The 24,307-nt window shown below is 67.0% G+C and carries 17 protein-coding genes, 3 tRNA genes and 1 pseudogene; 13 read left to right on the top strand and 8 right to left on the bottom strand.

The genetic code is table 11. The features are described 5' to 3' along the window. Nucleotides 1–752 (top strand): alpha/beta hydrolase (locus K206_RS38165; protein WP_020202900.1); only part of this gene is annotated, 752 nt, incomplete at its 5' end. Between the two features lie 87 nt (nt 753–839). Here K206_RS38165 and fabI read toward each other — a convergent pair. Further along, nucleotides 840–1,628 carry an enoyl-ACP reductase FabI gene (gene fabI / locus K206_RS0113285; RefSeq protein ID WP_020423770.1) on the bottom strand — a complete coding sequence of 263 codons (789 nt, stop codon included), beginning with the start codon at nt 1,626–1,628 and terminating at the stop codon, nt 840–842. A 239-nt stretch (nt 1,629–1,867) separates the two neighbouring features. Between fabI and K206_RS0113290 the strand changes: the two genes are divergently transcribed. The 5 genes from K206_RS0113290 to K206_RS0113310 all read left to right on the top strand — a co-directional run bounded on the left by K206_RS0113290 (nt 1,868) and on the right by K206_RS0113310 (nt 8,667). After that, complete coding sequence (locus tag K206_RS0113290; RefSeq protein ID WP_029043587.1) at nt 1,868–3,748, top strand: extracellular solute-binding protein; 1,881 nt, start codon at nt 1,868–1,870, stop codon at nt 3,746–3,748. Nucleotides 3,749–3,775: 27 nt separating this feature from the next. Further along, entirely contained in the window at nt 3,776–4,825 is a 1,050-nt protein-coding gene (locus K206_RS0113295) for a microcin C ABC transporter permease YejB (protein ID WP_020202903.1), read from the top strand. Beyond that, entirely contained in the window at nt 4,822–5,949 is a 1,128-nt protein-coding gene (locus K206_RS0113300) for an ABC transporter permease (protein ID WP_020202904.1), read from the top strand. The genes K206_RS0113295 and K206_RS0113300 overlap by 4 nt, the downstream gene beginning before the upstream one ends. A gap of 80 nt (nt 5,950–6,029) precedes the next feature. Continuing rightward, nucleotides 6,030–7,670 (top strand): ABC transporter ATP-binding protein, encoded by a 1,641-nt coding sequence (locus K206_RS0113305; protein WP_155888053.1) that lies wholly within the window; start codon nt 6,030–6,032, stop codon nt 7,668–7,670. Between the two features lie 307 nt (nt 7,671–7,977). Further along, nucleotides 7,978–8,667: a C40 family peptidase gene (locus K206_RS0113310; RefSeq protein ID WP_029043588.1), complete on the top strand. Its 690-nt coding sequence runs from the start codon at nt 7,978–7,980 to the stop codon at nt 8,665–8,667. Nucleotides 8,668–8,811: 144 nt separating this feature from the next. Here K206_RS0113310 and K206_RS0113315 read toward each other — a convergent pair whose 3' ends face one another. Further along, a complete protein-coding gene (locus tag K206_RS0113315) occupies nt 8,812–9,753 on the bottom strand; it encodes a patatin-like phospholipase family protein (RefSeq protein ID WP_020202907.1) in 942 nt (313 codons plus the stop codon). Between the two features lie 1,348 nt (nt 9,754–11,101). Between K206_RS0113315 and ltrA the strand changes: the two genes are divergently transcribed. From ltrA to K206_RS0113340, 5 genes are all read left to right on the top strand, one after another. Further along, complete coding sequence (gene ltrA / locus K206_RS0113320) at nt 11,102–12,802, top strand: group II intron reverse transcriptase/maturase (protein ID WP_029043589.1); 1,701 nt, start codon at nt 11,102–11,104, stop codon at nt 12,800–12,802. Between the two features lie 144 nt (nt 12,803–12,946). Then, nucleotides 12,947–14,353, top strand: coding sequence for a glutamate--tRNA ligase (gltX, locus tag K206_RS0113325; RefSeq protein WP_020202909.1), 1,407 nt, complete (start codon nt 12,947–12,949; stop codon nt 14,351–14,353). 281 nt (nt 14,354–14,634) lie between these two features. After that, nucleotides 14,635–14,710 (top strand) — tRNA-Ala (locus K206_RS0113330). A 110-nt stretch (nt 14,711–14,820) separates the two neighbouring features. After that, nucleotides 14,821–14,896 (top strand) — tRNA-Glu (locus tag K206_RS0113335). A 69-nt stretch (nt 14,897–14,965) separates the two neighbouring features. Next, a tRNA-Asp gene (locus K206_RS0113340) sits at nt 14,966–15,042 on the top strand. A 207-nt stretch (nt 15,043–15,249) separates the two neighbouring features. On the opposite strand, the gene K206_RS0113345 is transcribed toward K206_RS0113340, so the two are convergent. The 6 genes from K206_RS0113345 to trxA all read right to left on the bottom strand — a co-directional run bounded on the left by K206_RS0113345 (nt 15,250) and on the right by trxA (nt 22,086). Beyond that, the gene (locus tag K206_RS0113345; RefSeq protein WP_020202910.1) at nt 15,250–16,602 is read right to left on the bottom strand and encodes an MATE family efflux transporter; all 1,353 of its coding nucleotides are present in this window, start codon (nt 16,600–16,602) and stop codon (nt 15,250–15,252) included. Between the two features lie 105 nt (nt 16,603–16,707). Beyond that, complete coding sequence (locus K206_RS0113350) at nt 16,708–18,492, bottom strand: glycosyltransferase family 39 protein (RefSeq protein ID WP_020202911.1); 1,785 nt, start codon at nt 18,490–18,492, stop codon at nt 16,708–16,710. A gap of 265 nt (nt 18,493–18,757) precedes the next feature. Continuing rightward, nucleotides 18,758–19,021: a type B 50S ribosomal protein L31 gene (locus K206_RS0113355; protein WP_020202912.1), complete on the bottom strand. Its 264-nt coding sequence runs from the start codon at nt 19,019–19,021 to the stop codon at nt 18,758–18,760. Between the two features lie 218 nt (nt 19,022–19,239). Beyond that, on the bottom strand, nt 19,240–20,100 hold the full coding sequence (locus tag K206_RS0113360; protein WP_020202913.1) for a M90 family metallopeptidase: 861 nt from the start codon (nt 20,098–20,100) through the stop codon (nt 19,240–19,242). A 162-nt stretch (nt 20,101–20,262) separates the two neighbouring features. Then, on the bottom strand, nt 20,263–21,525 hold the full coding sequence (rho, locus tag K206_RS0113365; protein WP_029043590.1) for a transcription termination factor Rho: 1,263 nt from the start codon (nt 21,523–21,525) through the stop codon (nt 20,263–20,265). A 189-nt stretch (nt 21,526–21,714) separates the two neighbouring features. Continuing rightward, entirely contained in the window at nt 21,715–22,086 is a 372-nt protein-coding gene (trxA, locus tag K206_RS0113370; RefSeq protein WP_369796886.1) for a thioredoxin TrxA, read from the bottom strand. 440 nt (nt 22,087–22,526) lie between these two features. On the opposite strand from trxA, the gene K206_RS0113375 reads away from it, so the two are divergent. Together K206_RS0113375 and K206_RS0113380 are read left to right on the top strand one after the other, a co-directional pair. Continuing rightward, complete coding sequence (locus tag K206_RS0113375; protein WP_020202915.1) at nt 22,527–22,793, top strand: hypothetical protein; 267 nt, start codon at nt 22,527–22,529, stop codon at nt 22,791–22,793. Nucleotides 22,794–22,947: 154 nt separating this feature from the next. Continuing rightward, a pseudogene (locus K206_RS0113380) lies at nt 22,948–24,307 on the top strand (recombinase RecB); the annotation flags it as partial.

The raw sequence follows: 24,307 nt of genomic DNA on the forward strand, positions 1-24,307 counted from the left end.
CGCTCACGCCCGACCGGCTCGGCGCGCCGTCCCGCCAGTTCGCGTTCGCCAGCGGCGCGCGCCTGCTGCGCGCGTCGTGCGTGCAGGCGCCGCGCGCCGACGCGCCGGCGCTGCTGATCTATCACGGCGACGAGGAAAACCTCTCCGACTGGGCCCATGCGCAGGCGCTGCTGTACCGCAACGGCATCACCTCGTGCGTGTTCGACTACAGCGGCTACGGGGCGAGCGGCGGCAAACCCGGCGTGCGCCGCCTGCGCGAGGACGGCATGGCGGCGTACGACCAGTTCCTGGCGGCCACGCCGCGTGCGGCGCGGCGCTATGTGATGGGATTCTCGCTCGGCTCGGGCGCGCTGCTCGACGTGGCGCAGGCGCTGCGGCCGGCGCCGGCCGGCATGGTGATCGCGGCCGGCTTTACCTCGGCGCGCGCGGCGGCGGTGGTCACGGGGCGCGTGCCGGCCTGGATGGCGCGCCTGCTGCCCGAGCCGTGGGACAACGAGGAGCGCCTGCGCCGTTCGCGGCTGCCCGTGCTGGTGGTCCACAGCCGCGCCGACGACGTGATTCCGTTTTCCCATGCCGAGCGCCTGGCGCGCGCCGCCGCCGGGCCCCGGCGCCTGGTCGCGCTGGCGGCGCTGCCGCACGACGCCGCCATCGAGCCGCAGTGGCAGGAGGCGTTCTGGGCGCCGGTCGTGGCCTACCTGCGTTCGGGCAATCTTGGCGAGGCGGGCGGCATGGGCGCTGCGGCCGGCGACTAAGGCCGCTGGCCGCACGAACGAAAAAAGGGCGCCGGCCGGAGCCGCGCGCCCTTTCTTGCGGTGGTGGCGGCGTTGCCGCCGCGCCGCTTACGCTTCCGCGGGCAGGCTCGCGCCGACCGTGTTGAAGCCGGCGTCCACGTAGGTGATCTCGCCGGTCACGCCGCTGGCGAGGTCGGACAGCAGGAAGGCGGCCACGTTGCCGACTTCCTCGATGGTCACGTTGCGGCGCAGCGGCGCGGCTTCCTCGAAGTGGCCCAGCAGCTTGCCGAAGCCCTTGATGCCGGAAGCCGCCAGCGTCTTGATCGGGCCGGCCGAGATGCCGTTGGCGCGGATGCCGCGCGGGCCGACCGACGCGGCCAGGTAGCGCACGCTGGCTTCCAGCGAAGCCTTGGCCAGGCCCATCGTGTTGTAGTTGGGCACCGTGCGTTCCGCGCCGAGGTAGGTCAGCGTCAGCAGCGAGGCCGTATCCGACAGCATCGGCAGCGCGGCCTTGGCCAGCGCGGGGAAGCTGTAGGCGGAAATGTCGTGGGCCACGCGGAACGCTTCGCGCGAGAGACCTTCGAGGAAGTCGCCGGCGATCGCCTCGCGCGGCGCGAAGCCGATCGAGTGGACCAGGCCGTCGAGCTTGTCCCAGTGCTTGCCCAGTTCGGCGAAGGTGGCGGCGATCTGCTCGTCGCTGGCGACGTCGCATTCGAGCACGATGCTGCTGTCGAATTCCTTGGCGAAGTCGTTGATGCGGTCCTTGAAACGTTCGCCGACGTAGGTGAAGGCGAGTTCCGCGCCTTCGCGTTTGCAGGCCGATGCGATGCCGTAGGCAATCGAGCGGTTGGACAGCAAGCCGGTGATCAGGATTCGCTTACCTGCCAGAAATCCCATAGGTTCTCCAATGATGTTCGGGGCGGACGGGCACGATTCGTGCAATGCCGTCCGGGGTTGCGGCGCGCCCCGCGCGAAGGCCGCGCTGCGGCAGCCCGTGGGCCGGCGTGTCTGCTGCGCCGCGTACTGGAATGTCCGGATGGCTGGGTGTCATCCGATCCAATGTAAAATTGTCTCATAACTTGACCGCGCCGCCGACGGCCGCGGCTTGTCCGATTCAGGCGGAGGTTTCCAACCGGATGTATATTCGCGCACGTAGACCGCTTCAGGCGGCATGGCAGCGCATGCGCACGTTTGCGGTGCTGGGTTGTGGACTTCTTGCCCTGGCTGCCGCGGGTTTCCCCCTGTCCGCCGGCGCGGCCCACGGTTTTGCGCAGTATGGCGAACTCAAGTACCCCGCCGGTTTCACCCATTTCGACTACGTCAATCCCGACGCCCCGCGCGGCGGCACGCTGACGCTGGCCAATCCCGACCGCCGCACCAGTTTCGACAAATTCAACCCGTTTACGCTCAAGGGCACCTCGGCCCCGGGCGTGAACACGCTGATGTTCGAGTCGCTGCTGATCGCCAGCGCCGACGAGACCGCCAGCGCCTACGGCCTGCTGGCCGAGGACGTCGCGGTGGCGCCGGACGAGCTCTCGGTGACTTTCCGCCTGCGCCCGCAGGCGCGTTTCAGCAACGGCGACCCGGTGCGGGCCAGCGACGTCAAGTATTCCTACGACATGCTGATGAGCAAGGCTTCCAGCCCGGGCTACCGCAGCATGTGCATGGACGTGAAGTCGGTCACCGTGGTGGACCCGCGCACGGTGCGCTTCGATTTCCGCCAGCGCAACATCGAGCTGCCGCTGATCGTCGGCTCGCTGCCGGTGTTCTCGAAGAAATGGACCGCCACCACGCCGTTCGAGAAACTGACCTTCGAGGCGCCGGTGGCCAGCGGCCCGTACCTGATCGAGCGCTATGACGCCGGGCGCGGCATCACCTTCAAGCGCGACCCGGGCTACTGGGGCAACGACCAGGCCGTGCGGCGCGGCACCTTCAACTTCGACCGCGTGGTCTACCGCCTTTACAAGGACGAGACCGCCAAGCTCGAGGCCTTCAAGGCCGGCGAGTTCGACGCCATCGTGGAATACAAGGCCAAGAGCTGGGCCAAGAGCTACGAAGGCAAGCGTTTCTCCAGCGGCGAGCTGCTCAAGACCGATTTCCCGCACCGCAACGGCGCCGGCATGCAGGGTTTCGTGATGAACATGCGCAAGCCGATGTTCCAGGACGTGCGCGTGCGGCAGGCCCTGATCCTGGCGCTGGACTTCGAATGGCTCAACCGCCAGTTGTTCTACGGCGCCTACCGGCGGCTCGACAGCTGGTTCTCCAACAGCGAGCTGGCCGCCAGCGCCACCTTCGACGGGCGCCCCGGCCCCGGCGAGCTGGCGCTGCTCGAGCCGCTGCGCGCGCAACTGGCGCCCGAAGTGTTCGGCCCCATCGTCACGCAGCCCAACACCGATGCGCCGCGTTCGCTGCGCGACAACCTGCGCGCCGCGCGCCGGCTGCTGGCGCAGGCGGGCTGGACCTACGAGGACGGCGCGCTGCGCAACGCCAAGGGCGAGCCCTTCGTGTTCGAGTTCCTGGACGACGGCGGCGCCATGAGCCGCGTCATCACCACCTACGTGCGCAACCTGGAAAAGCTGGGCATCGAGGTGAACCAGCGCACCACGGATTTCGCGCTGTACCAGAAGCGCCTCGAGGATTTCGATTTCGACATGGTGTCGATCCGCTTCCCGGACTCGCAGAGCCCGGGCAACGAGCTGCGCGACCGCTTCAACAGCGAGGCCGCCGGCACGCCGGGCTCCGACAACCTGTTCGGCCTCAAGTCGCCGGCGGTCGACCGCCTGGTGGACAATGTGCTGCACGCCCACACGCGCGAGGACCTGGTCAGCGCCGGGCGCGCGCTGGACCGCGTGCTGATGCACGGCTACTACATCGTGCCGAACTGGTACAGCGCGTCGCACCGCGTGGCGTACCGCAAGGAACTGGTCTATCCGCAGCGCCTGCCGTACTACTACACGGCCGAGGGATGGATCCTGAGCAACTGGTGGCGCGCCGACGCCAGGCCGCCCGCCCGCTGAGCGCGGACGGCAACTGAAGGAACCGAGATGCTCGCCTACCTGTTCAAGCGCGTGCTGCTGATGATCCCGACCCTGATCGGCGTCATCACCCTGACGTTCGTGGTGATCCAGTTCGTGCCCGGCGGCCCCGTCGAGCAGATGATGATGGAGATGAAGGGGCGGGGCGGCGGCGGCGAGGCCAGCGGCGGCGGCGCGGAATACCGCGGCCGCCGCGGCGTGGACCCGGACAAGATCAAGGAGATCCAGGCGCTGTACGGCTTCGACAAGCCGCCGCTCGAGCGCTATTTCATCATGCTCAAGCGCTTCGCGCGCTTCGACCTGGGGCAGAGCTACTTCCAGCACCGCAGCGTGTGGGAGCTGGTGAAGTCCAAGATGCCGGTGTCGATCAGCCTGGGCCTGTGGACCTTCTTCCTGACCTATCTCATATCGGTGCCGCTCGGCATCTCCAAGGCGATCCGCGCGGGTAGCCGCTTCGACGTCGTGACCAGCATGGTGGTGCTGGTCGGTTATGCCATTCCGGGCTTCGTGCTGGGCGTGCTGCTGCTGGTGCTGTTCGGCGGCGGCACCTTCGTGCAGTGGTTCCCGCTGCGCGGGCTGACCTCCGACGACTGGGACCAGCTTTCGATGATGGGCAAGGTGATGGACTACCTGTGGCACCTCGTGCTGCCGATCACCGCCTCGGTGGTGGGCAGCTTCGCGGTCATCACCATGCTGACCAAGAACGCCTTCCTCGAGGAAATCCGCAAGCAGTACGTGCTGACCGCGCGCGCCAAGGGCCTGGCCGAGCGCCGCGTGCTGTGGAAGCACATCTTCCGCAACGCGCTGATCCCGCTGGTGACCGGCTTCCCGGCGGCCTTCATCGGCGCCTTCTTCACGGGCTCGCTGCTGATCGAGACGCTGTTCTCGCTCGACGGCCTGGGCCTGCTGTCCTACGAGGCGGTGCTGCGGCGCGACTATCCGGTCGTGCTGGGCACGCTCTACCTGTTCACCCTGATCGGCCTGGTGACGCGGCTGATCTCCGATGTCTGCTACGTGATGGTCGACCCGCGCATCCACTTCGAGGCGGTGCACCGATGAAATTCCGCACGCGCGCGCCGTCCAGCGGCCTGCCGCATTCGCCATCGCCGCGCCAGCGCGCGTGGCAGCGCTTTCGCTGCAACCGGCTGGGCTACTGGAGCCTGATCCTGTTCATCGGCATCTTCGTGCTCAGCCTGTTCGCGGAAGCGCTGTCGAGCGACCGGCCGCTGGTGGTGAAGTACAAGGGCGAGTGGTATTTCCCGATCGTCAAGGTCTATCCCGAGACCACCTTCGACGGCGACTTCCCCACGCGCACCGACTATCTCGACCCGTTCATCCGCGACCGCATCACCAGCAACGGCAACTTCGCCGTGTTCCCGCCCAACCGGTATTCGTACGACACGCTCAACTACTTCTCGAAGGAGCCCAACCCGGCGCCGCCTTCGGCGGAGAACCTGCTGGGCACCGACGACCGCGGGCGCGACGTGCTGGCGCGGCTGCTCTACGGCTTCCGCGTCTCGGTGCTGTTCAGCCTGGCGCTGACGCTGATCGGCGTGTTGATCGGCACGCTGACCGGCGCGCTGATGGGCTTCTTCGGCGGGCGCTTCGACCTGATCTCCCAGCGCGCCATCGAGATCTGGAGCTCGATGCCGGAGCTCTACCTGCTCATCATCTTCGCCTCCATCTTCACGCCCAGCCTGGCGCTGCTGATCATCCTGCTGTCGCTGTTCGGCTGGATGGGCCTGTCGGACTACGTGCGCGCCGAGTTCTACCGCAACCGCTCGCTCGACTACGTCAAGGCGGCGCGCGCGCTCGGCCTGTCGAACGTGCAGATCATGTGGCGCCACATCCTGCCCAACAGCCTGACGCCGGTCATCACCTTCCTGCCGTTCCGCATGAGCGCGGCCATCCTGGCGCTGACCAGCCTCGACTTCCTCGGCCTGGGCGTGCCGCCCACCACGCCCAGCCTGGGCGAGCTGCTGGCGCAGGGCAAGGCCAATCTCGATGCCTGGTGGATCTCCCTGTCGACCTTCGCCGTGCTGGTGCTGACCCTGCTGCTGCTGACCTTCATGGGCGACGCGCTGCGCGACGCCTTCGACACCCGCCTGGGCCTGGCGCAGCTGCGCGGCCGCGCGGAGCCGAAGGCGCCCGAAGGCTCGCCCGCCGCCGAGGTGACGCCATGAGCGCGCTGCCGCAGGCCGGCGCGGGCGGCCGCGCGAAGGGGGGCAAGCCACGCGAGCCAGGCAGTGGCGGCGGCCCGCTGATGTGCATCGAGCGCCTGTCGGTGACGTTCGGCCAGGGCGAGGATGCCACCCGCGCGGTGCGCGACGTCAGCTTCGACCTGTGCGCCGGCGAGCGTTTCGCGCTGGTGGGCGAATCGGGCTCGGGCAAGACCGTGACCGCGCTGGCCATGCTGCGGCTGGTGGAGGACGCGCGCTACCAGGGCGCGGTGCGCTTCGAGGGGCGCGATCTGATGCAGGTGTCCGAGCGCGAGATGCGGGGCATCCGCGGCGCCGACATCGCGATGATCTTCCAGGAGCCGATGACGGCGCTCAACCCGCTCTACACGATCGGCAACCAGATCGTGGAGACGCTGTCGCTGCACGAGGGCCTGGACCGCCGCGCCGCGCGCGAGCGCGCCGTGGCCCTGCTCGAACGCACCGGCATCAGCGACGCCGCGAACCGCTTCGACAGCTTCCCGCACCAGCTCTCGGGCGGCCAGCGCCAGCGCGCCATGATCGCGATGGCGCTGGCCTGCCGGCCCAAGCTGCTGCTGGCCGACGAGCCCACCACGGCGCTCGACGTCACCATCCGCGTGCAGATTCTCGACCTGCTGCGCGACCTCCAGGCCGAGTTCGGCATGGCGGTCATGCTGATCACGCACGACCTCAACCTGGTGCGGGCCTTCGCCCAGCGCGTGGGCGTGATGGAGAAAGGCGTGCTGGTGGAGGTCGGCAAGACCGCCGAGGTGTTCGCCGCGCCAAGCCATCCCTATACCCGCAAGCTGATCGACAGCCGGCCGCGCCGCGAGGTGCTGCCGCTGGTGCCGCTGGCGCCGGTGCTGCTGGAGGCCCGGCAGTTGTGCGTGAACTACGCGCGCAAGAAGCGCGGCATGGCCGGCTGGTTCGGCCGCGAGCAGTTCGCGGCGGTCAAGGACGTGGATTTCACGCTGCGCGAGGGCGAGACGGTCGGCATCGTCGGCGAGTCGGGCTCGGGCAAGACCACGCTGGCCCACGCCGTGCTGAACCTGACCCGGCGCAGCGGCGGCGACATCCGCTTCCTGGGCCGCGGCCTGGACGAGGTCTCGCGGCGCGAGCGCAGCACGCTGCGCTCGCGCCTGCAGGTGGTGTTCCAGGACCCGTTCGGCTCGCTGTCGCCGCGCATGACCATCGAGCAGATCGTGGGGGAGGGGCTGGCCCTGCACCAGCCCGGCCTGTCGCGCGACGCCATGCGCCAGCGCGTCACCGAGGCGCTGCGCGAGGTCGGCATGGACCGCACCGCGCTGGGACGCTACCCGCACGAGTTCTCGGGCGGCCAGCGCCAGCGCGTGGCGATCGCGCGCGTGCTGATCCTCAAGCCGCAGGTGCTGGTGCTGGACGAGCCGACCTCGGCGCTCGACGTGTCGATCCAGCAGCAGGTGCTGGCGCTGCTGACGCAGTTGCAGCGCAAGTACAACCTCAGCTACCTGTTCATCAGCCACGACCTGGCGGTGATCCGCGCGATGGCCCATCGCGTCATCGTGATGAAGTCCGGCGAGGTGGTCGAGGCGGGCGATACCGAGGCGGTGCTGGGCGCGCCGCAGCACGCTTATACGCGCAAGCTGATGCTGGCGGCCGAGATTGGTGCGCCCGAGCCGGTCGGGCCGCAAATTGGTGCAGCCGAAACCGGGATGTCACCGGGTTGACTCGGGACTGACATACGATAAACAAGAAAGCAGATGCGACTTCCGATGTATGGGCTTGATTCCAAAGCCTTTTAGGGGGATTTTGTAACGCACTTTGACATGCGCGTGACAACCTTATACCATCCGGCGAGAAGTATTTTCAGGGGTGGTTCGCGCGCCGCTTATGAGCGGCGCGAGTGTTTTGCATCACATAAGCGGCTGGTCTGCTTATTGCATGCCGCCCACGGGGGAAATCACCCCAGTTGAATTCGAGCCGGCCCGGCGTGTCGTCCCGGGCCAGGCCAAGACCGATTGAACAGGAGAACCAATGCAGCGAACGGTACTTCATTCCCTGGCGCGCGCCGCCGTTGGAATTGCCATTGCCTGCGGTGCTGCTCTGTCGAATGGAGTGCTGGCTGACACGGTGTTCAAGGACCCCGACGCCCGCATCGATGCGCGTAGCGAGCTCAGCTCGGACCCGCATCCGGAAGGCAAGCGCGGCTTGCTGTCCTCGATGATGAGCTCCACCAGCCACGTCGCCAGCAAGGCCGGCGACCTCGTCATGAATGCCCTCGGGCTGATCGGCGTGCGCTACCGCTTCGGCGGCAACAGCCCGGAATCGGGCCTCGACTGCAGCGGCTTCGTGCGCTACGTGTTCAACGACACGTTCGGCTTCATGCTGCCGCGCCGCTCGGTGGAAATGAGCCAGGTCGGCACCACGGTGGCGGCCAGCGACCTGCGCCCCGGCGACCTGGTGTTCTTCAACACCATGCGCCACACGTTCTCGCACGTCGGCATCTACATCGGCGACAACAAGTTCGTGCACGCGCCGTCCACCGGCAGCAAGATCCGCGTGGACGACATGCGCGCCTCGTACTGGGTCACGCGCTACAACGGCGCGCGCCGCATCGACGACAACCTGCAGGGCGGCGTCGGCGCGGACAACCTCGGCAACATGGTCGAGACGCTCAAGCGCTTCGATCCGAACGCCGGCAACCGGACGCTCTACGGCGGCTGATCGCGGCCCGGACCGGATGAAAAAAGGACTGCCTCGGCAGTCCTTTTTCGTTGGCGTCGTCCTCGCCGTCCGTGAAGTTCGGGCCGTTGGTCTCGTCGATGGCGCGGCGGGTTTGCCGCGCGGACGGACGGCGATCGGTTTCCGCTATTGCGCGGCCACCGCGCCGGCGGGCTTGAGCCGCGCCTGCGCGAGCTTGTCGCGCAGGCTGGCGAGCACGGCCGCGGTGGCCTGCTCGCCGGCCAGGATGGCGCGGTTGCGCGCGGTGAAGTCGCTGCCGCCCATGTCGGGCAGGTCGGGGCGGATCACCACGTCGGCGCGCGCCAGCGCCATCTTGTTGAGCGACTGCCCCATGATGGCGGTGGTCTGCAGCAGCACGCCGCTCTGGCCGCCGTTCTTCTGGCTGGACGGGTCGGCGGAGATGTTCACGGCGATCACGAAGTCCGCGCCCATGACGCGCGCGGAATCCACCGGCACCGGCTCCACCAGCCCGCCGTCGACGTAATCGTGGCCCTGGATCGAGACCGGCTGGAACACGCCGGGCACGCTGCTGGAGGCGCGCACCGCCTGCCCCGTGTTGCCGCGCCGGAACAGGATGCCGTGGCCGGTCTTGAGGTCGGTGGCGACGATGCCCAGCGGCAGCTTCATGGCCTCGATGGGGCGGTTGCCGACCAGCTTGTTCACGTAGTTCTGCAGCGCCTCGCCCTTGAGCCAGCCGCCGAAGCGGGTGCCGAAGGGCAGGGCCCAGTCGGCGATGGCGGCTTCGTCCATGGTCAGCGCCAGCTTGTTGAGCTGGAAGCCGCTCATGCCCGAGGCATAGAGCGCGGCGACCACCGCGCCGGCGCTGGTGCCGGCGACCAGGTCCGGGTGGATGCCCTGCGCCTCCAGCGCCTTGATGACCCCGATATGGGCGAAGCCGCGCGCGGCGCCCCCGCCGAGGGCCAGGCCGATCTTGAGCGGGCGCGGCGGCGCTGGCGGCGCGGCTGCCGGCGTTTCCGGCTGGGCGGTGAGGGTCCCGGGCTTGGGGCCGAAAGAGCAGGCGGCGAGCAGCGCTGCCGCGCCCGCGCCGAGGAAATGGCGTCGTTGCATGGATCCGTGAGGGAAGGGGAAATGCCGCGGCCGTCACAGCCGGTGCGGTGCCGCGGCGAATGTGCCGCCGGCGCCGGCGCCGCGTTGGCGCGGCAGCATTTCAGACCGGGCAAAGCATAAATGATTCCACGCGCGGCGGCACCCGGCGCGCGGCGGGGCCGGGCGGCGCGCCCCCGCTTGCTATAATGCGGCGATCCGTGCGACACGCACTCTCGTGTCCGGCAGCTCTACGTTAAGAGCATCGACCTTAGTTGAGACAAGGGGAGGGCCTCGGCCTGAACCATCCAATCTCAACCATCTCTTGCTTTGACAAGCCCAGCCGCAAGGCCGGAGTGAGTCCATGTGTTGTGGGAAGGCCAGCATATCGGCTAACTCACAGCTTGCTATTTGCTGGATGGATTTCCAGCCATTGCCCAAAGGCGGGGACGCTTGCCTTTGGGCAGATGTCTTTGCGGTACGCACCCTCTCCGGAGGATGCGGGTGGAGATGCAACTTCTGTTTTGTTGCGTGTCTGCTACATAGCATTTAAACCGACCCGTTAGGGTCGGCGCTACGTTCTTTGGGACGAGGGCATGCGCTCGAAAGAGACCGCCGTCGTCAAGCGCTCGCTGGTAAAGGGGCACATGAAGTAAGGAAGTGAGGTCCCGGAGCGGAAGCTCTGCGCGTTATGGTTCGGTCGGACTCACCCGCGAGGGTGCTCTGATAGAGAACCTGCTATGCGACTAGCAGTAGCCTAGGGAGACATGCGTCACTGGTAACGGTGGGGTGTGAAGCTCTCCTGACAACGTAGCCCCCGCAAGGGTGTTCATTCTCCGTGAGGATGGTGGGCAGAGACTCCAAGCAGCGATGGGGTTGAGGAGCCAGGCTGGCTGGTATGGGTAATGTAAGTGAACTGCTGATAAACGTCGTAAGCATTGCAGTGCCAAAGCTGCTGATAGGCACTAACCAAACGGTACGTGGTCGGATGTCCCGCTGGATCGTCGGGACACGTCGCTAATGAACCACCGGCGAAAAGGTAGGCCCTAACCCAGTCGTGTAACGTGCAGGGAACGTGGTAAGCCCGTATGGCTGCCGGAGCGCAGTTTGGCTCAGGCAGGCGAACCGCAAGGGACGCTGTTGGCTGTGCGGGTATGGGAGGTTGGAAAAAGCGAATGCCGGGCTGTAATGGTCCGGATAGGGGGTGAGACATTCCCCCACGCGAAAGCGGGCAGACTTCCAACTGGTCTTTCGTCGCAAGACGGCTGACTGAACTCGCTTGTTTAATTTTCTTCCCTTGAGGGGCAATGTGTCCCTCAAGGGGCATGTTGTCTCTTGATTTTGGGGAGAATCCTCAAGATAGGAGAGCAGCATGGAAGCATTGATCCGCAAGGATGAATCTGCGCCCTCCGGCATCCCAGAGCGATGGGGCGACATTAATTGGCGCCGCGTCGAACGGAATGTCCGAGCAATGCAGATTCGAATTGCGAAGGCGACACAGGAAGGGGATTGGCGCAGGGTGAAAGCCCTGCAACGATCTCTGACCCGCTCGTTTGCCGCCAAAGCATCGGCGGTAAGACGGGTGACGGAGAACCAAGGGAAGCGGACGGCTGGCGTCGACCGCGAACTATGGGACTTGCCTGAAGTTCGATGGGCAGCCATCGGACGGTTGAAGCGCCGGGGGTATCGACCCATGCCATTACGGAGGGTCTACATTCCCAAATCTAACGGGAAGGAGCGCCCTCTGGGCATTCCGACCATGTTGGATCGGGCCATGCAAGCGTTGTATCTGCTGGCGCTGGAGCCGGTGTCCGAAGGAACGAGCGATCCAAACTCGTATGGGTTCCGGATCAATCGCTCCACTGCGGATGCCATGTCCCAGCTATTTGTCTCGCTATCCCAGAAGGCTTCGGCCCAATGGGTGTTGGAGGCGGATATCAAAGGCTGCTTTGACCATATCAGCCATGACTGGCTGGAGCGCAATGTCCGAATGGACAAAGTGATCCTGCGGAAATGGCTGAAGGCTGGCGTGGTATTTCAGGGCCAGTTTCAGGCGACCGAAGCCGGAACGCCACAGGGGGGCATCATTTCCCCGACTCTGGCAAACGTGGCGCTGAATGGGTTGGAACGACAACTGGTGGAGTTCTTACGGACAAAACTGGGAGTCACCAACGCGAAGCGGCTCAAGGTCAATGTTGTGCGTTACGCGGACGACTTCGTGATCACCGGCAACACGCCGGAGGTCTTAGAAAGCGAAGTAAAGCCGTGGGTAGAGAGGTTCCTAGCAACACGGGGGCTCTCTCTGTCCACGGAGAAGACGCGGATCGTCAGCATGGCTGAGGGCTTTGATTTCCTAGGGTGGAATTTCCGGAAATACTCGGGAACGATGCTCATCAAACCGAGCAAGAAGAATGCGCAAGCGTTCTACCGCAAGGTGAAGGAGGTCATCAGCGCCAACAAGACGGCCAAGCAGGAGAATTTGATTCGACTGCTGAACCCAATGCTGAGGGGTTGGGCGCAGTACCATAGCCCAGTGGTAGCAAAGGCAGTGTTCACAAGAGTGGAGCATGAGGTATTCAATGCTCTATGGCGGTGGGCGAAACGGCGACATCCAAGGAAGGATACTGGCTGGGTGCGGAAGAAGTACTTCGTACCGGTCGGGGAGCGAAATTGGGTGTTCGGAACCAAGGTTGCGGAAGACGATGGCAGTAGCCGCTTGATGGAGTTATATTCGCTAGCAAGTACGGCAATCAAGCGGCACAAGAAAATTCGAGGGGACTATCATCCCTTCGATCCAGCGCATGAACGTTACGGAGAGACGCTGCGGCAGGAGCGCATGTTGGACAACATGGCGCACCGCAAACAGTGGATCAAGTTGTACGTCTCACAGCGAGGCTTGTGTGCGGTGTGTCAGTGCAAGATGACCAAAGAGACCGGGTGGGAAGACCACCACATCGAACCCCGCATGCTAGGGGGATCTGATGCTCTAGGAAATCGTGTGCTGTTGCACCCGAACTGTCACATTCAAGTCCATCACCACGGTAGATCTGTTGTGAAACCGGTGTTCGACTAACACTTTGTAAATGGCTTGAGCCGTATGCGGGGAAACTCGCACGTACGGTTCTTAGGGGGGGATGGGTCAGCAATGACCTGTCCCTACCCTCCTACACCCCGGCCTGCGCGCATCCGCGCGCGGGCTTTTTTGTTTCGCTCCGACATGACACAACGCGTCCGCACCCGCTTCGCGCCGAGCCCCACCGGCTTCATCCACCTCGGCAACATCCGCTCCGCGCTCTACCCCTGGGCGTTCGCGCGCCGCATGAAGGGCGATTTCATCCTGCGCATCGAGGACACCGACGTCGAGCGCTCGTCCCAGGAAGCGGTGGACGTGATCCTGGAAGGCATGGCCTGGCTCGATCTGGACATCGACGAAGGCCCCTACTACCAGATGCAGCGCATGGACCGCTACCGCGAGGTGGTCAGGCAGATGCTGGACAGCGAGCTGGCCTACCCGTGCTACATGAGCACCGAGGAACTCGACGCGCTGCGCGAGGCCCAGCGCGCGCGCGGCGAGAAGCCGCGCTACAACGGCTTCTGGCGCCCCGAGCCGGGCAAGGTGCTGCCCGCGCCGCCGGCCGGCGTGCAGCCGGTGATCCGCTTCAAGAACCCGATCGGCGGTAGCGTGGTGTGGGACGACGCGGTCAAGGGCCGCATCGAGATCGCCAACGACGAGCTGGACGACCTCGTGATCGCCCGCCCCGACGGCACGCCCACCTACAATTTCTGCGTGGTGGTCGACGACCTCGACATGAAGATCACCCACGTGATCCGCGGCGACGACCACGTCAACAACACGCCGCGCCAGATCAACATCATCCGCGCGCTGGGCGGCACGCCACCGGTCTACGCCCACCTGCCGACCGTGCTCAACGAGCAGGGCGAGAAGATGAGCAAGCGCCACGGCGCCATGCCCGTGACCGGCTATCGCGACGAAGGCTACCTGCCCGAGGCCGTGCTCAACTACCTGGCCCGGCTGGGCTGGGCGCACGGCGACGCCGAGATCTTCTCGCGCGAGCAGTTCATCGAGTGGTTCGACCTCGAGCACCTGGGCAAGTCGCCGGCACAGTACAACCCGGAAAAGCTGGCCTGGCTCAACAACCACTACATCAAGGTGGGCGACAACGCGCGCCTGGCCGCGCTGACCCGGCCGTTCATCGAGGCGCTGGGCGGCAAGGTGGAAGGTGGCGCCAGCCTCGAAGCGGTGATCGGCCTGGTCAAGGACCGCGCCAACACGCTCAAGGACGTGGCCCAGGCCGCGCTGCTGTTCTACCGCGGCGAGACGCAGCCGGACGCCGCGCTCAAGGCCGAGCACCTCAACGCCGACGTGCTGCCCGCCCTGCAGGCCCTGGCGGCGCGCCTGGGCGCGCTGGCCGAGTGGAAGCGCGAGGACATCGGCGCGGCCTTCAAGGCCGTGCTGGCCGAGTTCGGCCTGAAGATGCCCAAGCTGGCCATGCCGGTGCGCCTGCTGGTGGCGGGGCAGTTGCAGACGCCCGCCATCGACGCGGTGCTGGAGCTGTTCGGCCGCGAAACGGTGCTGCGCCGGCTGCAAGCTGGCCTCGCCTGAAATTTTTTGCGGAAAGTCGCGGAAGGGGCTTGCGCTCCTGTCGCGACTTGAGCATAATCTCGTTCTCCCTGCAGCGCGGACAAAAACCAAGCGGGCTTAACGGACGGCAGCGAACAGTAGTAATTCCCGCAGTAATGCGGATCGCTGAAAAAAGTTAAAAAAAGGGGTTGTCAAAAAGCAAGGTTGTTTATATAATCTTGTCTTCGCTGAAACAAAGAAACAAACGCGAAACGACAGCAGCAGCAAGCTGGAGCAGTAAATCAGCAGTAACGTAGTGCCTTGGGGCTATAGCTCAGCTGGGAGAGCGCTTGCATGGCATGCAAGAGGTCAGCGGTTCGATCCCGCTTAGCTCCACCAAAATGCCGGAAGTTTCGATTGCGGTCATGGCGAAACTTCCCGGTGTGGTGAAGACCGGATTATCCGGATATTCGCCGCGCCAGACGGAACAAGTCGGAAGACAAGTTTCTGTCCCCTTCGTCTAGAGGCCTAGGACATCACCCTTTCACGGTGAGTACAGGGGTTCGAATCCCCTAGGGGACGCCAGATAACGGACGTAACCAAACGTCCGGTTTGTCGTCGGCGGCATCGCTGCCGGCAGCAAGTAGAAGTATTGGAGTGGTAGTTCAGTTGGTTAGAATACCGGCCTGTCACGCCGGGGGTCGCGGGTTCGAGCCCCGTCCACTCCGCCAAATCAAGACCCGCATGGTTATGCCATGCGGGTTTTTCTTTTTCCGCCCGCATTTTCCCGTCTTCGGTTTTTCCTGCTGCATTTCCTGCCGCGGCATGCGTTCGCGGTATTCGCTCCGGCCGTGCCCCGATAATCGCCCGCCTCGCTGGCCGGATACCGCCGCGGCGCATTATCGGCGCGCCGGCGAGCGATTATCCCGGCGCCGGCTTCAGTCCTGCGGGCGCCGGCTTACCGTGACGAAATAGCGCACCAGCAGCGTCGCGGCCAGCGCCAGGCTCACGCTGTTGGCCAGCCAGAAGCCCGCCGCGCCGCGCGTGAAGGCCGGCAGCGAGCCGATCAGGCCGAAGCCCAGCACGTAGCCGCCGCCCAGCCCCACGCCCCACAGCGACAGCGCGTAGATCAGCGTCGGCACCAGCGCGATCTTGTAGGCGCGCAGGATGAAGGCGGTCATCACCTGGACCGCATCGAAGGCCTGGTAGAACGCGATGAACAGCATCAGGGGCAGGGCGGCCCGCACCACCGCCGGGTCCTTGGCGTAGGCGTGCAGCAGCGGCTCGCGCAGGATCCACAGCAGGCTGCCGACCATGACGGCGAGCAGCGCCGCCAGGCAGATGCCGCGCCGCGCGATGCGGCGCGCCGCGGGCAGGTCGCGCGCGCCGATCGACTGGGCCACCAGCGTGGAGGTGGCGATCGCCAGCGACAGCGGCAGCATGTAGGCCACCGCGCCGAGGTTGGCGATGATCTGGTGGCCGGCCAGCACCACCGTGCCCATGCGCGTGATGAAGATCGACATCAGCGTAAACGAGGTGATCTCGATCAGGTAGGTCAGGCCCATCGGCACGCCCAGGCGCAGCAGCGCGCGGATCGGCCGCGCCTGCGGCCAGGCCCAGCTCGAGAAGATCTGCAGCGGCCGGTAGGCCGCGTTGCGCCGCAGGATCAGCACGCCGGAGACGCACCACATCCAGCTGATCAGCGTCGAGGCCAGCGCGCAGCCGGGGCCGCCCATCGCCGCCAGGCCGAGGCCGCCGTCGATGAACCAGGCATTGAGCGGGATCTTCACCGCCAGCCCGACGATCTGCAGCACCGTCACCATCACCGGCCGCGACAGCGCGTTGTTCAGCGCCGAGTAGATGCGAAAGCCGAGCGCGGCGGGCAGGCCGAAGGCCTGGATGTGCAGGTAGGTGGTGGCCTTCTCGACCAGTTCGGGCGGCGCCTGCGCGAACTGCAGCAGCGGCCCGGGAAAGGCCAGCAGCAGCATGCCCGGCACCGCCAGCGCCACGCCCAGCCACGCCGCCTGCCTGACTTCGCTGCCGATCTCCGCCGCGCGGCCCGCGCCGTGCAACTGCCCGGCGATCGGGGCGAGCGCCTGCAGCACGCCCATCAGGCTGATGTAGACGGTGACGTAGATCGAGCCGCCGAGCCCCACGGCGGCGAGGTCGGTGGCCGAGGCGCGCCCGGACATGATGGTGTCGATCACGCCGAAGGCGATCACCGCGAGCTGGCCGACCAGGACTGGCGCGGCCAGTTCGCCGATGCGGCGGATATCCTGCAGCAGTTTCATCCGATGGGCCGGCGCGCCGCGGCGCTGCCGGATAGCTGTGGCTGTTGAGTGCGTGTTGTCCGCATTGTCCGCGTCGGTTGTGACGGCACGCCCCGTTGGTGCGTCCTAGCGGCGCGGCAGGCGGCGCTGCGGCAGGACCGGCTTGGGCGGCGGCGCCTTCGACATATCGACGAGGCGGTACATGCGGAAGCGCTCGTCGCGGTCCGACGGCCGGCGGCCTTCCCAGACCAGCCGCCATTCAAAATGCGAGATGCTGGTCGGCTCGCCGTAGTCCACCGAATCGTGACGCAGCAGGATGTCGCAGCCGTCGCTCGGGCCGCCGAAGCGGATGTGCCCGAAGTAGGCGAACGAGGCCAGTTGCGCGTCGCCCATGCGGATCGGCTGCACGCAGTTGTAGGTCGCCGGCAGCGCCATCGATGCGGCCTGCGCCACGTCGCGGTAGGTCTTGCCGTAGTTGATCGACGGCATCCACAGCGTCATCGCCAGCACCCACATCAGCGTGGTGCCGGCGGCCGAGATCACCACCGGGCGCCAGATCTGCTTGGGCGCGCGCGACAGCCGCCAGCGCACGATCAGCACCCAGGCCGCGGTGACGATCAGCGCGTAGACCACCGCGCTGACGGTGAAGTCCTGCTGGAAGCCCGGCAGCAGCCGGTAGATGTTGGCGGCGATGCGCGGCGGCTGGCCGGTCGTGCGGGCGATCCACATGAACCAGACGAAGCCGCCGAAGATCGTGAAGAACAGCAGCGCGAACCAGTCGATCGCATTGATGGCCGCGCGCGTCAGCGTGGGCAGCCCGAAGGCGGCCAGCACCGCCATCGGCGGCAGCAGCAGGATGAACTGCACGTCGCCGGGCTGGCGCAGCAGGAACAGCAGCAGCACCAGCGGCACCAGCAGCGACAGCGGCAGCGCCACATGCGGCGCGCGGCGCATGCCCGACCAGCTCAGCCACGCCCAGCACGCGATCGGCCACACCGGCCAGGTAAACAGCAGCAGGTTGCGCGTGATGAAGTTGAGCGCCAGCGCGTTGGGCGCGCCGTAGGTGCGGCGGTCGTCGCGCGACCACTCGCGGATGAAGGTCACGGCGTCGTTGTGGTCGGCCGCGCCCAGGTAGGCCACCGCCATCCACGCGGCCACCAGGGCCAGCGCCAGCGGCACGCTGGCCAGCAGCAGGCGCGGCAGCGGCAGCGGCCTGCAGGCCAGCCCGCAGGCGATCACGGCCAGCAGCAGCACCACCGGCAGCATCGGCCCGCTCGACAGCGTCAGCGCGCCGAGCCCGGCGCCGAGCCAGAGCCCGCCCTGCAGCGGCTTGTCCAGGCTGCGCACCATGCCGTACAGGCTCATGGCGACGAAGCAGACCTGGCCGACCTGCGGCGTGGTCTCGTGCCCGCGCATGGCCAGGCCCACGCAGGCCAGGAAGATCAGCAGCGCGCCGTCGGCCAGCGTGCGGCCGTAGTCGCGCGCGTTGGGCTGGCCGCCGAAGACGTAGGCGAACGGCTGCACCTCGGCGCGGCGGCCGAGCAGGTAGGTGGCATACCAGATCAGCGCGCAGGTGCCGAAGTAGAACAGCGCCGTGGCCAGGCGCGAGGCGTCGGGCGCGCCCAGCCAGCCGCCGAACAGGCGGATCATGGCGGCGCCGACCCAGAACACCAGCGGACCGTCGTCGCTGTACGGGCGGCCCACGATGTTCGGCATCAGCCAGTCCTGGGCGCCGCCGGTGGCCAGCTGCCACATCACGCCGAAGCCGGCCGCGTCCTCGTTCTTCCACGGGTCGCGGCCGAACAGGCCGGCCAGGCCATAGATGATGCAGATGGCCAGCAGCAGCGCGCGCGGGAGCGTGCCGGTGGCGGCTGCGGTGAGGTGGACTCGGGAGGTCTTGGCTGCGCTCATCGATGGGTAGGGCTGGGTGGCGGCCGGGCGGGCGCCTGCGGTTGGCTGCGTCTGTCGCCGGCGCGCGGGGCGCGAAGACTGCAAAAGGGACTACTGAAACGACTGCCGGAACAGCTGCCGGAACGACCGCCGCAAAGACAGCGGAAGCAGGGCCGGGCGGCGCGGGCCGCAAAAGCAAAGAGGCAGCCGATGCTGCCTCTTTGCTTGGGTGCGCGGCGCCGGAGCATCGTCCGAGGCCGGGCTGCGAGCAGGCTCGCGCAGCGAATTACTTCGCCGCGGCCTTGCCCAGCTTGCTGCCGAACTTCTGGCGGAACTTCTCGACGCGGCCGGCCGTGTCCATGATCTTCTGGGTGCCGGTGTAGAACGGGTGCGATTCCGACGAGACTTCGATCTTCGCCAGCGGGTATTCCTTGCCGTTGTATTCGATCGTGTCGCGGGTCTGGATCGTCGAGCGGGTCACGAACTTGAAGTCGTTCGACACGTCGTGGAACACGACTTCGCGGTAATTCGGGTGAATGCCTTCTTTCATGGTGCTTCCTTTCAGGTTGGGTAGCCAGTCCGCTGCATGCCGCGCTGCCGCTGCCGGGGTTTCCGGGGTTCCGGTCGAACCGGTTGGCAGTGTTGCGGCGAACGAACCACTTGCCGATAACGGACAAACCGGGATTATCGCAGAAAAACAAAAACATGGGCAAGATTTGCGAGCGTGCCGCCGGTGTCGGCCGGGCGCCCGGAAATAGGCCAGATGCGTCACATCGCGGCCGGGTCCTGGCGGTAGAACGTGGCCAATGCGCCATATAGCGCCGGCCAGTGCCTGCGCAGCCCGGCCGGTTCGACAAAGAAGGTCTCCGATGCCACCGCGAAGAACTCGCTCGGCGCCTCGCAGCCGTAGGGATCGATCACGCGCAGCGCCGGCGGCAGCCGCTCGGGATGGTCCCAGGCATGGTCGGACTGGCGGTCGCAGGCATCGGCGAAGCGGTCGTATTCGCCCAGCAGCGTCTCGGCCCACTGCTCGCGGTCCACGCCCGGGTGCAGCACGCGCGAGAACGGCGGCACGCCGTCCGGCTCGCCGTCGAGCATGTCGAGCTTGTGGGCGAACTCGTGGATGACCACGTTGTAGCTGTCGTCGGGGTGCGCGTGATGCGCGTGGTGCGCGCCCGCACCCGCGCCGGGGGCCTGCACGTCGGGCCAGGACAGGATCACCGGGCCGTGCTCCCAGGCCTCGCCGCTGGCTTCCTCGACCACGCCGTGCACCAGGCCGATGTCGTCCTCGACGGTGCGCCGGATGATGAACTCTCCCGGATACAGCACGATGCCACGCCAGCCGCGATACCACTCGATGCCGAGCTTGAGGATGGGCACGCAGGCCTGCGTCGCCACGCTGGCCACCATCTCGTCGGCCAGCGGCAGCGCGTGCGCGGTGGAGAATTCCTTCTCGGCGATGAACAGCGTGGCGAGCTCGCGCAGCGTGGCGAGGTCGGCGGCGCCGTAGCGCTGCACGAACGGCAGCGTCGCCACCGTGTGCGCCCACAATGCGTCGGGGATGGCGTAGTGCTCGAGCTTGCGCTCGCGCGAGCGGCCCCGCAGGAAGTGGCTGAGTTTGCCGAACATGGTTCTCCTGCCTGGTTCTTCGGACTGCGTGCTTCGCCGACAGGTTGCGCTCGTAGGTCGCGCTCGTAGCGCGCCGCAAAGCAAGAAGGGCGTGCCGTGGCACGCCCTCCTGCGCGATACGCGCGCGCCGTGGCGAGCCACCGCGCGCGGCATGGCCAGCGCTCAGCCGCCCCTGCGCATCATATCGAAAAACTCGGCGTTGTTCTTGGTCGCCTTCATCTTGTCGAGGATGAATTCCATCGCCTGCACTTCGTCCATGTCGGAGATGAACTTGCGCAGCACCCACACCTTCTGCAGGATTTCCGGCTTGATCAGCAGCTCCTCGCGGCGCGTGCCCGACTTGTTCAGGTTGATCGACGGATAGACGCGCTTCTCGGCCAGGCGGCGCTCGAGGTGCACTTCCATGTTGCCGGTGCCCTTGAACTCTTCGTAGATCACGTCGTCCATGCGGCTGCCGGTCTCGATCAGCGCGGTGGCGATGATGGTCAGCGAGCCGCCTTCCTCCAGGTTGCGCGCGGCGCCGAAGAAGCGCTTCGGGCGCTGCAGCGCGTTGGCGTCCACGCCGCCGGTCAGCACCTTGCCCGAGGCCGGCACCACCGTGTTGTAGGCGCGCGCCAGGCGCGTGATGGAGTCCAGCAGGATCACCACGTCGCGCTTGAGCTCGACCAGGCGCTTGGCCTTCTCGATCACCATTTCGGCGACCTGCACGTGGCGGATGGCCGGTTCGTCGAAGGTCGACGCCACCACCTCGCCGCGCACCGAGCGCAGCATCTCGGTCACTTCTTCCGGGCGCTCGTCGATCAGCAGTACGAACAGGTCGGCTTCCGGATGGTTGTTGGCGATCGCGTGGGCGATGTGCTGCAGCATCACGGTCTTGCCCGACTTCGGCGAGGCCACCAGCAGCGCGCGCTGGCCGCGGCCGATCGGCGCGATCATGTCGATGATGCGGCCGGTGATGTTTTCCTCGGCGCGGATCTCGCGTTCGAGCGTGAGCGGCCGGTTCGGATGCAGCGGCGTCAGGTTCTCGAACATGATGCGGTTCTTCACCGCCTCGGGCGCCTGGCCGTTGACCTTGTCCACCTTCACCAGCGCGAAGTAGCGCTCGCCGTCCTTGGGGGTCCGCACCTCGCCTTCGATGGTGTCGCCGGTATGCAGGTTGAAGCGGCGGATCTGCGAAGGGCTGATGTAGATATCGTCCGTGCTCGCCAGGTACGACGTCTCGGGCGAGCGCAGGAAGCCAAATCCGTCAGGCAGGACTTCCAGCGTGCCGTCGCCAAAGATGGTTTCGCCCAGCTTGGCGCGCTTCTTCAGGATGGCAAACATCAGTTCCTGTTTGCGCATCCGCTGTGCGTTGTCGATCTCGAGGGTCGCGGCCATTTCGAGAAGCGCAGACACGTGAAGCGATTTGAGTTCTGTCAGGTGCATAGACGAGGGGTACAGAGGCGCCCGGACGGGCTGGACCTAAAGAGGGGGGAAGAAATGAGCGGACGCTCGGGGAAGTTGTTGGTGCCATCTTAGCACAATCCGGCCGGTGCGCCAGGGCTGGCGCACGCACGTCGGATTGTGGCGACAAACGGGGCCGCGCCTGGTGGCGCCGCGCCCCGCGCAATCGTCTTACAGATTGCCGTCGAGGAATGCGGTCAACTGCGACTTGGACAGCGCGCCGACCTTCTGCGCGGCCACCGCGCCATTCTTGAACAGGATCAGCGTGGGGATACCGCGGATGCCGAACTTGGCCGGCACCTGCTGGTTCTCGTCGACGTTGATCTTGGCGATCTGCAGCTTCTCGCCGTAGTCCTTGGCCACTTCGTCCAGGATCGGGGCGATCATCTTGCACGGACCGCACCATTCGGCCCAGAAGTCGAGCAGGACAGGCTTGTCGGACTGGAGCACGTCGGCGTCGAAGGAGGCGTCGCTCACATACTTGATTTGTTCACTCATGGCGGAAAACCTCTGGTTTCGCTCTGTTGATTTTGAAGGCGGGATTTGCCGAACCGCTACATTACACGAGTTTGCGCATGCCCGTGGGCGGGCGCCTTACCCGGTGCCGGCAGTCCCGAGCGACGGGATGGCCGGCCAACGCGGATGTTGCTGATATGTTACCAGTTGCCTGGAATTCAATAGCGGCCCCGGCAGGCTGGCGGTGCGTTGCCGTACATGGCGCGAAGCCTTGCCGGCACGGTGGCACTTGGGGGACATTCTGCCCGGGAATGCCGGTGCCGTGGAGTGATTGTATTAATGGGCGCGAGAGCTTTTCTCAATCGCGCGCGGCCTTCGCATATGGCTCGCGCATGATTCGAGTATGAATTACCGAGCACACCGCGAAAGTGCCTGCGATCCGGCTTTTCGCTGTCCCGGAACAAGGTCCCGGGGAATGCGGCGCGTAGAATAGATAGAATCACGCGCTCCAGACAAGGCCACCAACCATGACGTCCGACCATTCTCCCAAGACCGATCCGCAGCAATCGCCCACCGTCGAGCACCTGAGCGACGCGCTGGACCATATCAACACCGCGGTCGAGCAGAACAGCATTGCCGGCGGGGCGGCCAGGGGCCTGCTGTTCAGCGTGATCGAGACGCTCGGCGCGCTGATCGGCAACCCCGACCTGCCCGAGCACGCGCGCTCCGGCTACCAGGGCCTGCTCGAGACCGCGCGCGAGATCCGCGCCCGCGTCGAAGGCGGCGGCCACTGAAGGCTGCGGGTATTCCCGGCATTTCCGGCATTCTCGGCATCATTCCCGGCTTGCGGGCGCAGGCGCCAATGACGGCATCGTCCGTGCCCGCGGCGCGCGCCGCGGACCGGTCGCCGTGCGCCCGGCGTTTCGCTCCTCCCGCCACGCCAGCTTCATGACCGCGCTGCAATTCCGGCCCGGCCCGGACTTCCTGCCGCAGGCCGCCGCCGCGGCCTGGTACTTCCTCGACCGCTGCGGCGGGCAGCAGGCCGCCGCGCACGTGGTGGTGCCCACCGCGGCGCAGATTCCCGGCGTGCGCCAGGCGCTCGACGCGGCCGCGCGCGCGGCCGGCGCGCCGCGCCTGCTGCCGCGCGTGCTCACGCTCGGCCACTGGCTGCTGGACCTGCCGCCCGAGGCGCAGCCGGTGCGCAGCCACGCGGCGCGGCTGCTCGCCGTGCAGCAGGCCATCCGCGCGCAGGACTGGCTGCGGCGCGCGTTCGGCGCGCAGACCGAGGCCGCCGCCTGGGGCCTGGCGCAGACGCTGCTCACGGTCAGCGACGAACTGAGCGCGCGCTGGCTCGACGACGACGCCATCCGCGACGACGAGATCGACGGCGACGACCGCGCGGCGCTGCTGCAAGGCGCGCTGGAGCGGACCTACGCGCATCTGTCGTCGCGCTTCCTCGGCGAGGAGGCGCGCATCGTGATGGCGTTCTGGCAGGCGCTGTCCGGCCCGGACGACCCGCTGCCGGCGCGCCGGCGCATGCTGCACCGGCTGGCCATGCACGTCGACGGCCCGGTCATCTGGCTCGGCCCCACGCCGCCCACGCCCATCGACGCAGCGTTCCTGCGCCAGGCCGCGGAACTGGTGCCGGTGATGCGCATCGGCTACGACTGGAGCGCGCAGGCGGACGATGCCGAAGCGGGCGCGGCGCAGGAGGGCCCGGAACCCGGCGACTGGTACGACACGCTGCTCGCGCTGTGGCCCGAGGCGCGCCTGCCCGGCGCCGGCGAGCCCGCCGCGCGCCGCGCGCCGCCACGCGCATTGCCCGAAACGCGCCCGCGCGTGCGCGTGGTCGGCAGCGCGCGCTTCGAGGACGAGGCCGCGGCCGCGGCCAGCCAGCTGGTGGCGTGGCTCAACCAGGGCCGGCGCCACGTGGCGCTGGTCGCGCACGACCGCGTGGTGGCGCGCCGCGCGCGCGCCTTGCTCGCGCGCGCCGGCGCGCCAGTGCGCGACGAGACCGGCTGGAAGCTCTCCACCACGCGCGCCGCCGCCGCGCTGATGCGCTGGTTCGACCTGCTCAACCAGGACGGCGACACCGCGGCGCTGCTCGACCTGCTCAAGAGCCCGTTCTGCCTGCCGGACTTCCCCGCGCGCGGCGCCGCCATCGCCGCGCTCGAGCAGCGGATCCGCCGCGACGGCATCAGCGGCGGCTGGCGCCGCCTGCAGCAGCGTTTCGCGCCCGACGCCCGGCGCGAGACCGCGGCCGGCAACGTCGACAACGCGGACGATGCCGCCGGCGGGGAGGACGCCC

Origin of the sequence: Cupriavidus sp. WS (assembly GCF_000395345.1) — a bacterium.
Lineage (GTDB): Bacteria > Pseudomonadota > Gammaproteobacteria > Burkholderiales > Burkholderiaceae > Cupriavidus > Cupriavidus basilensis_B.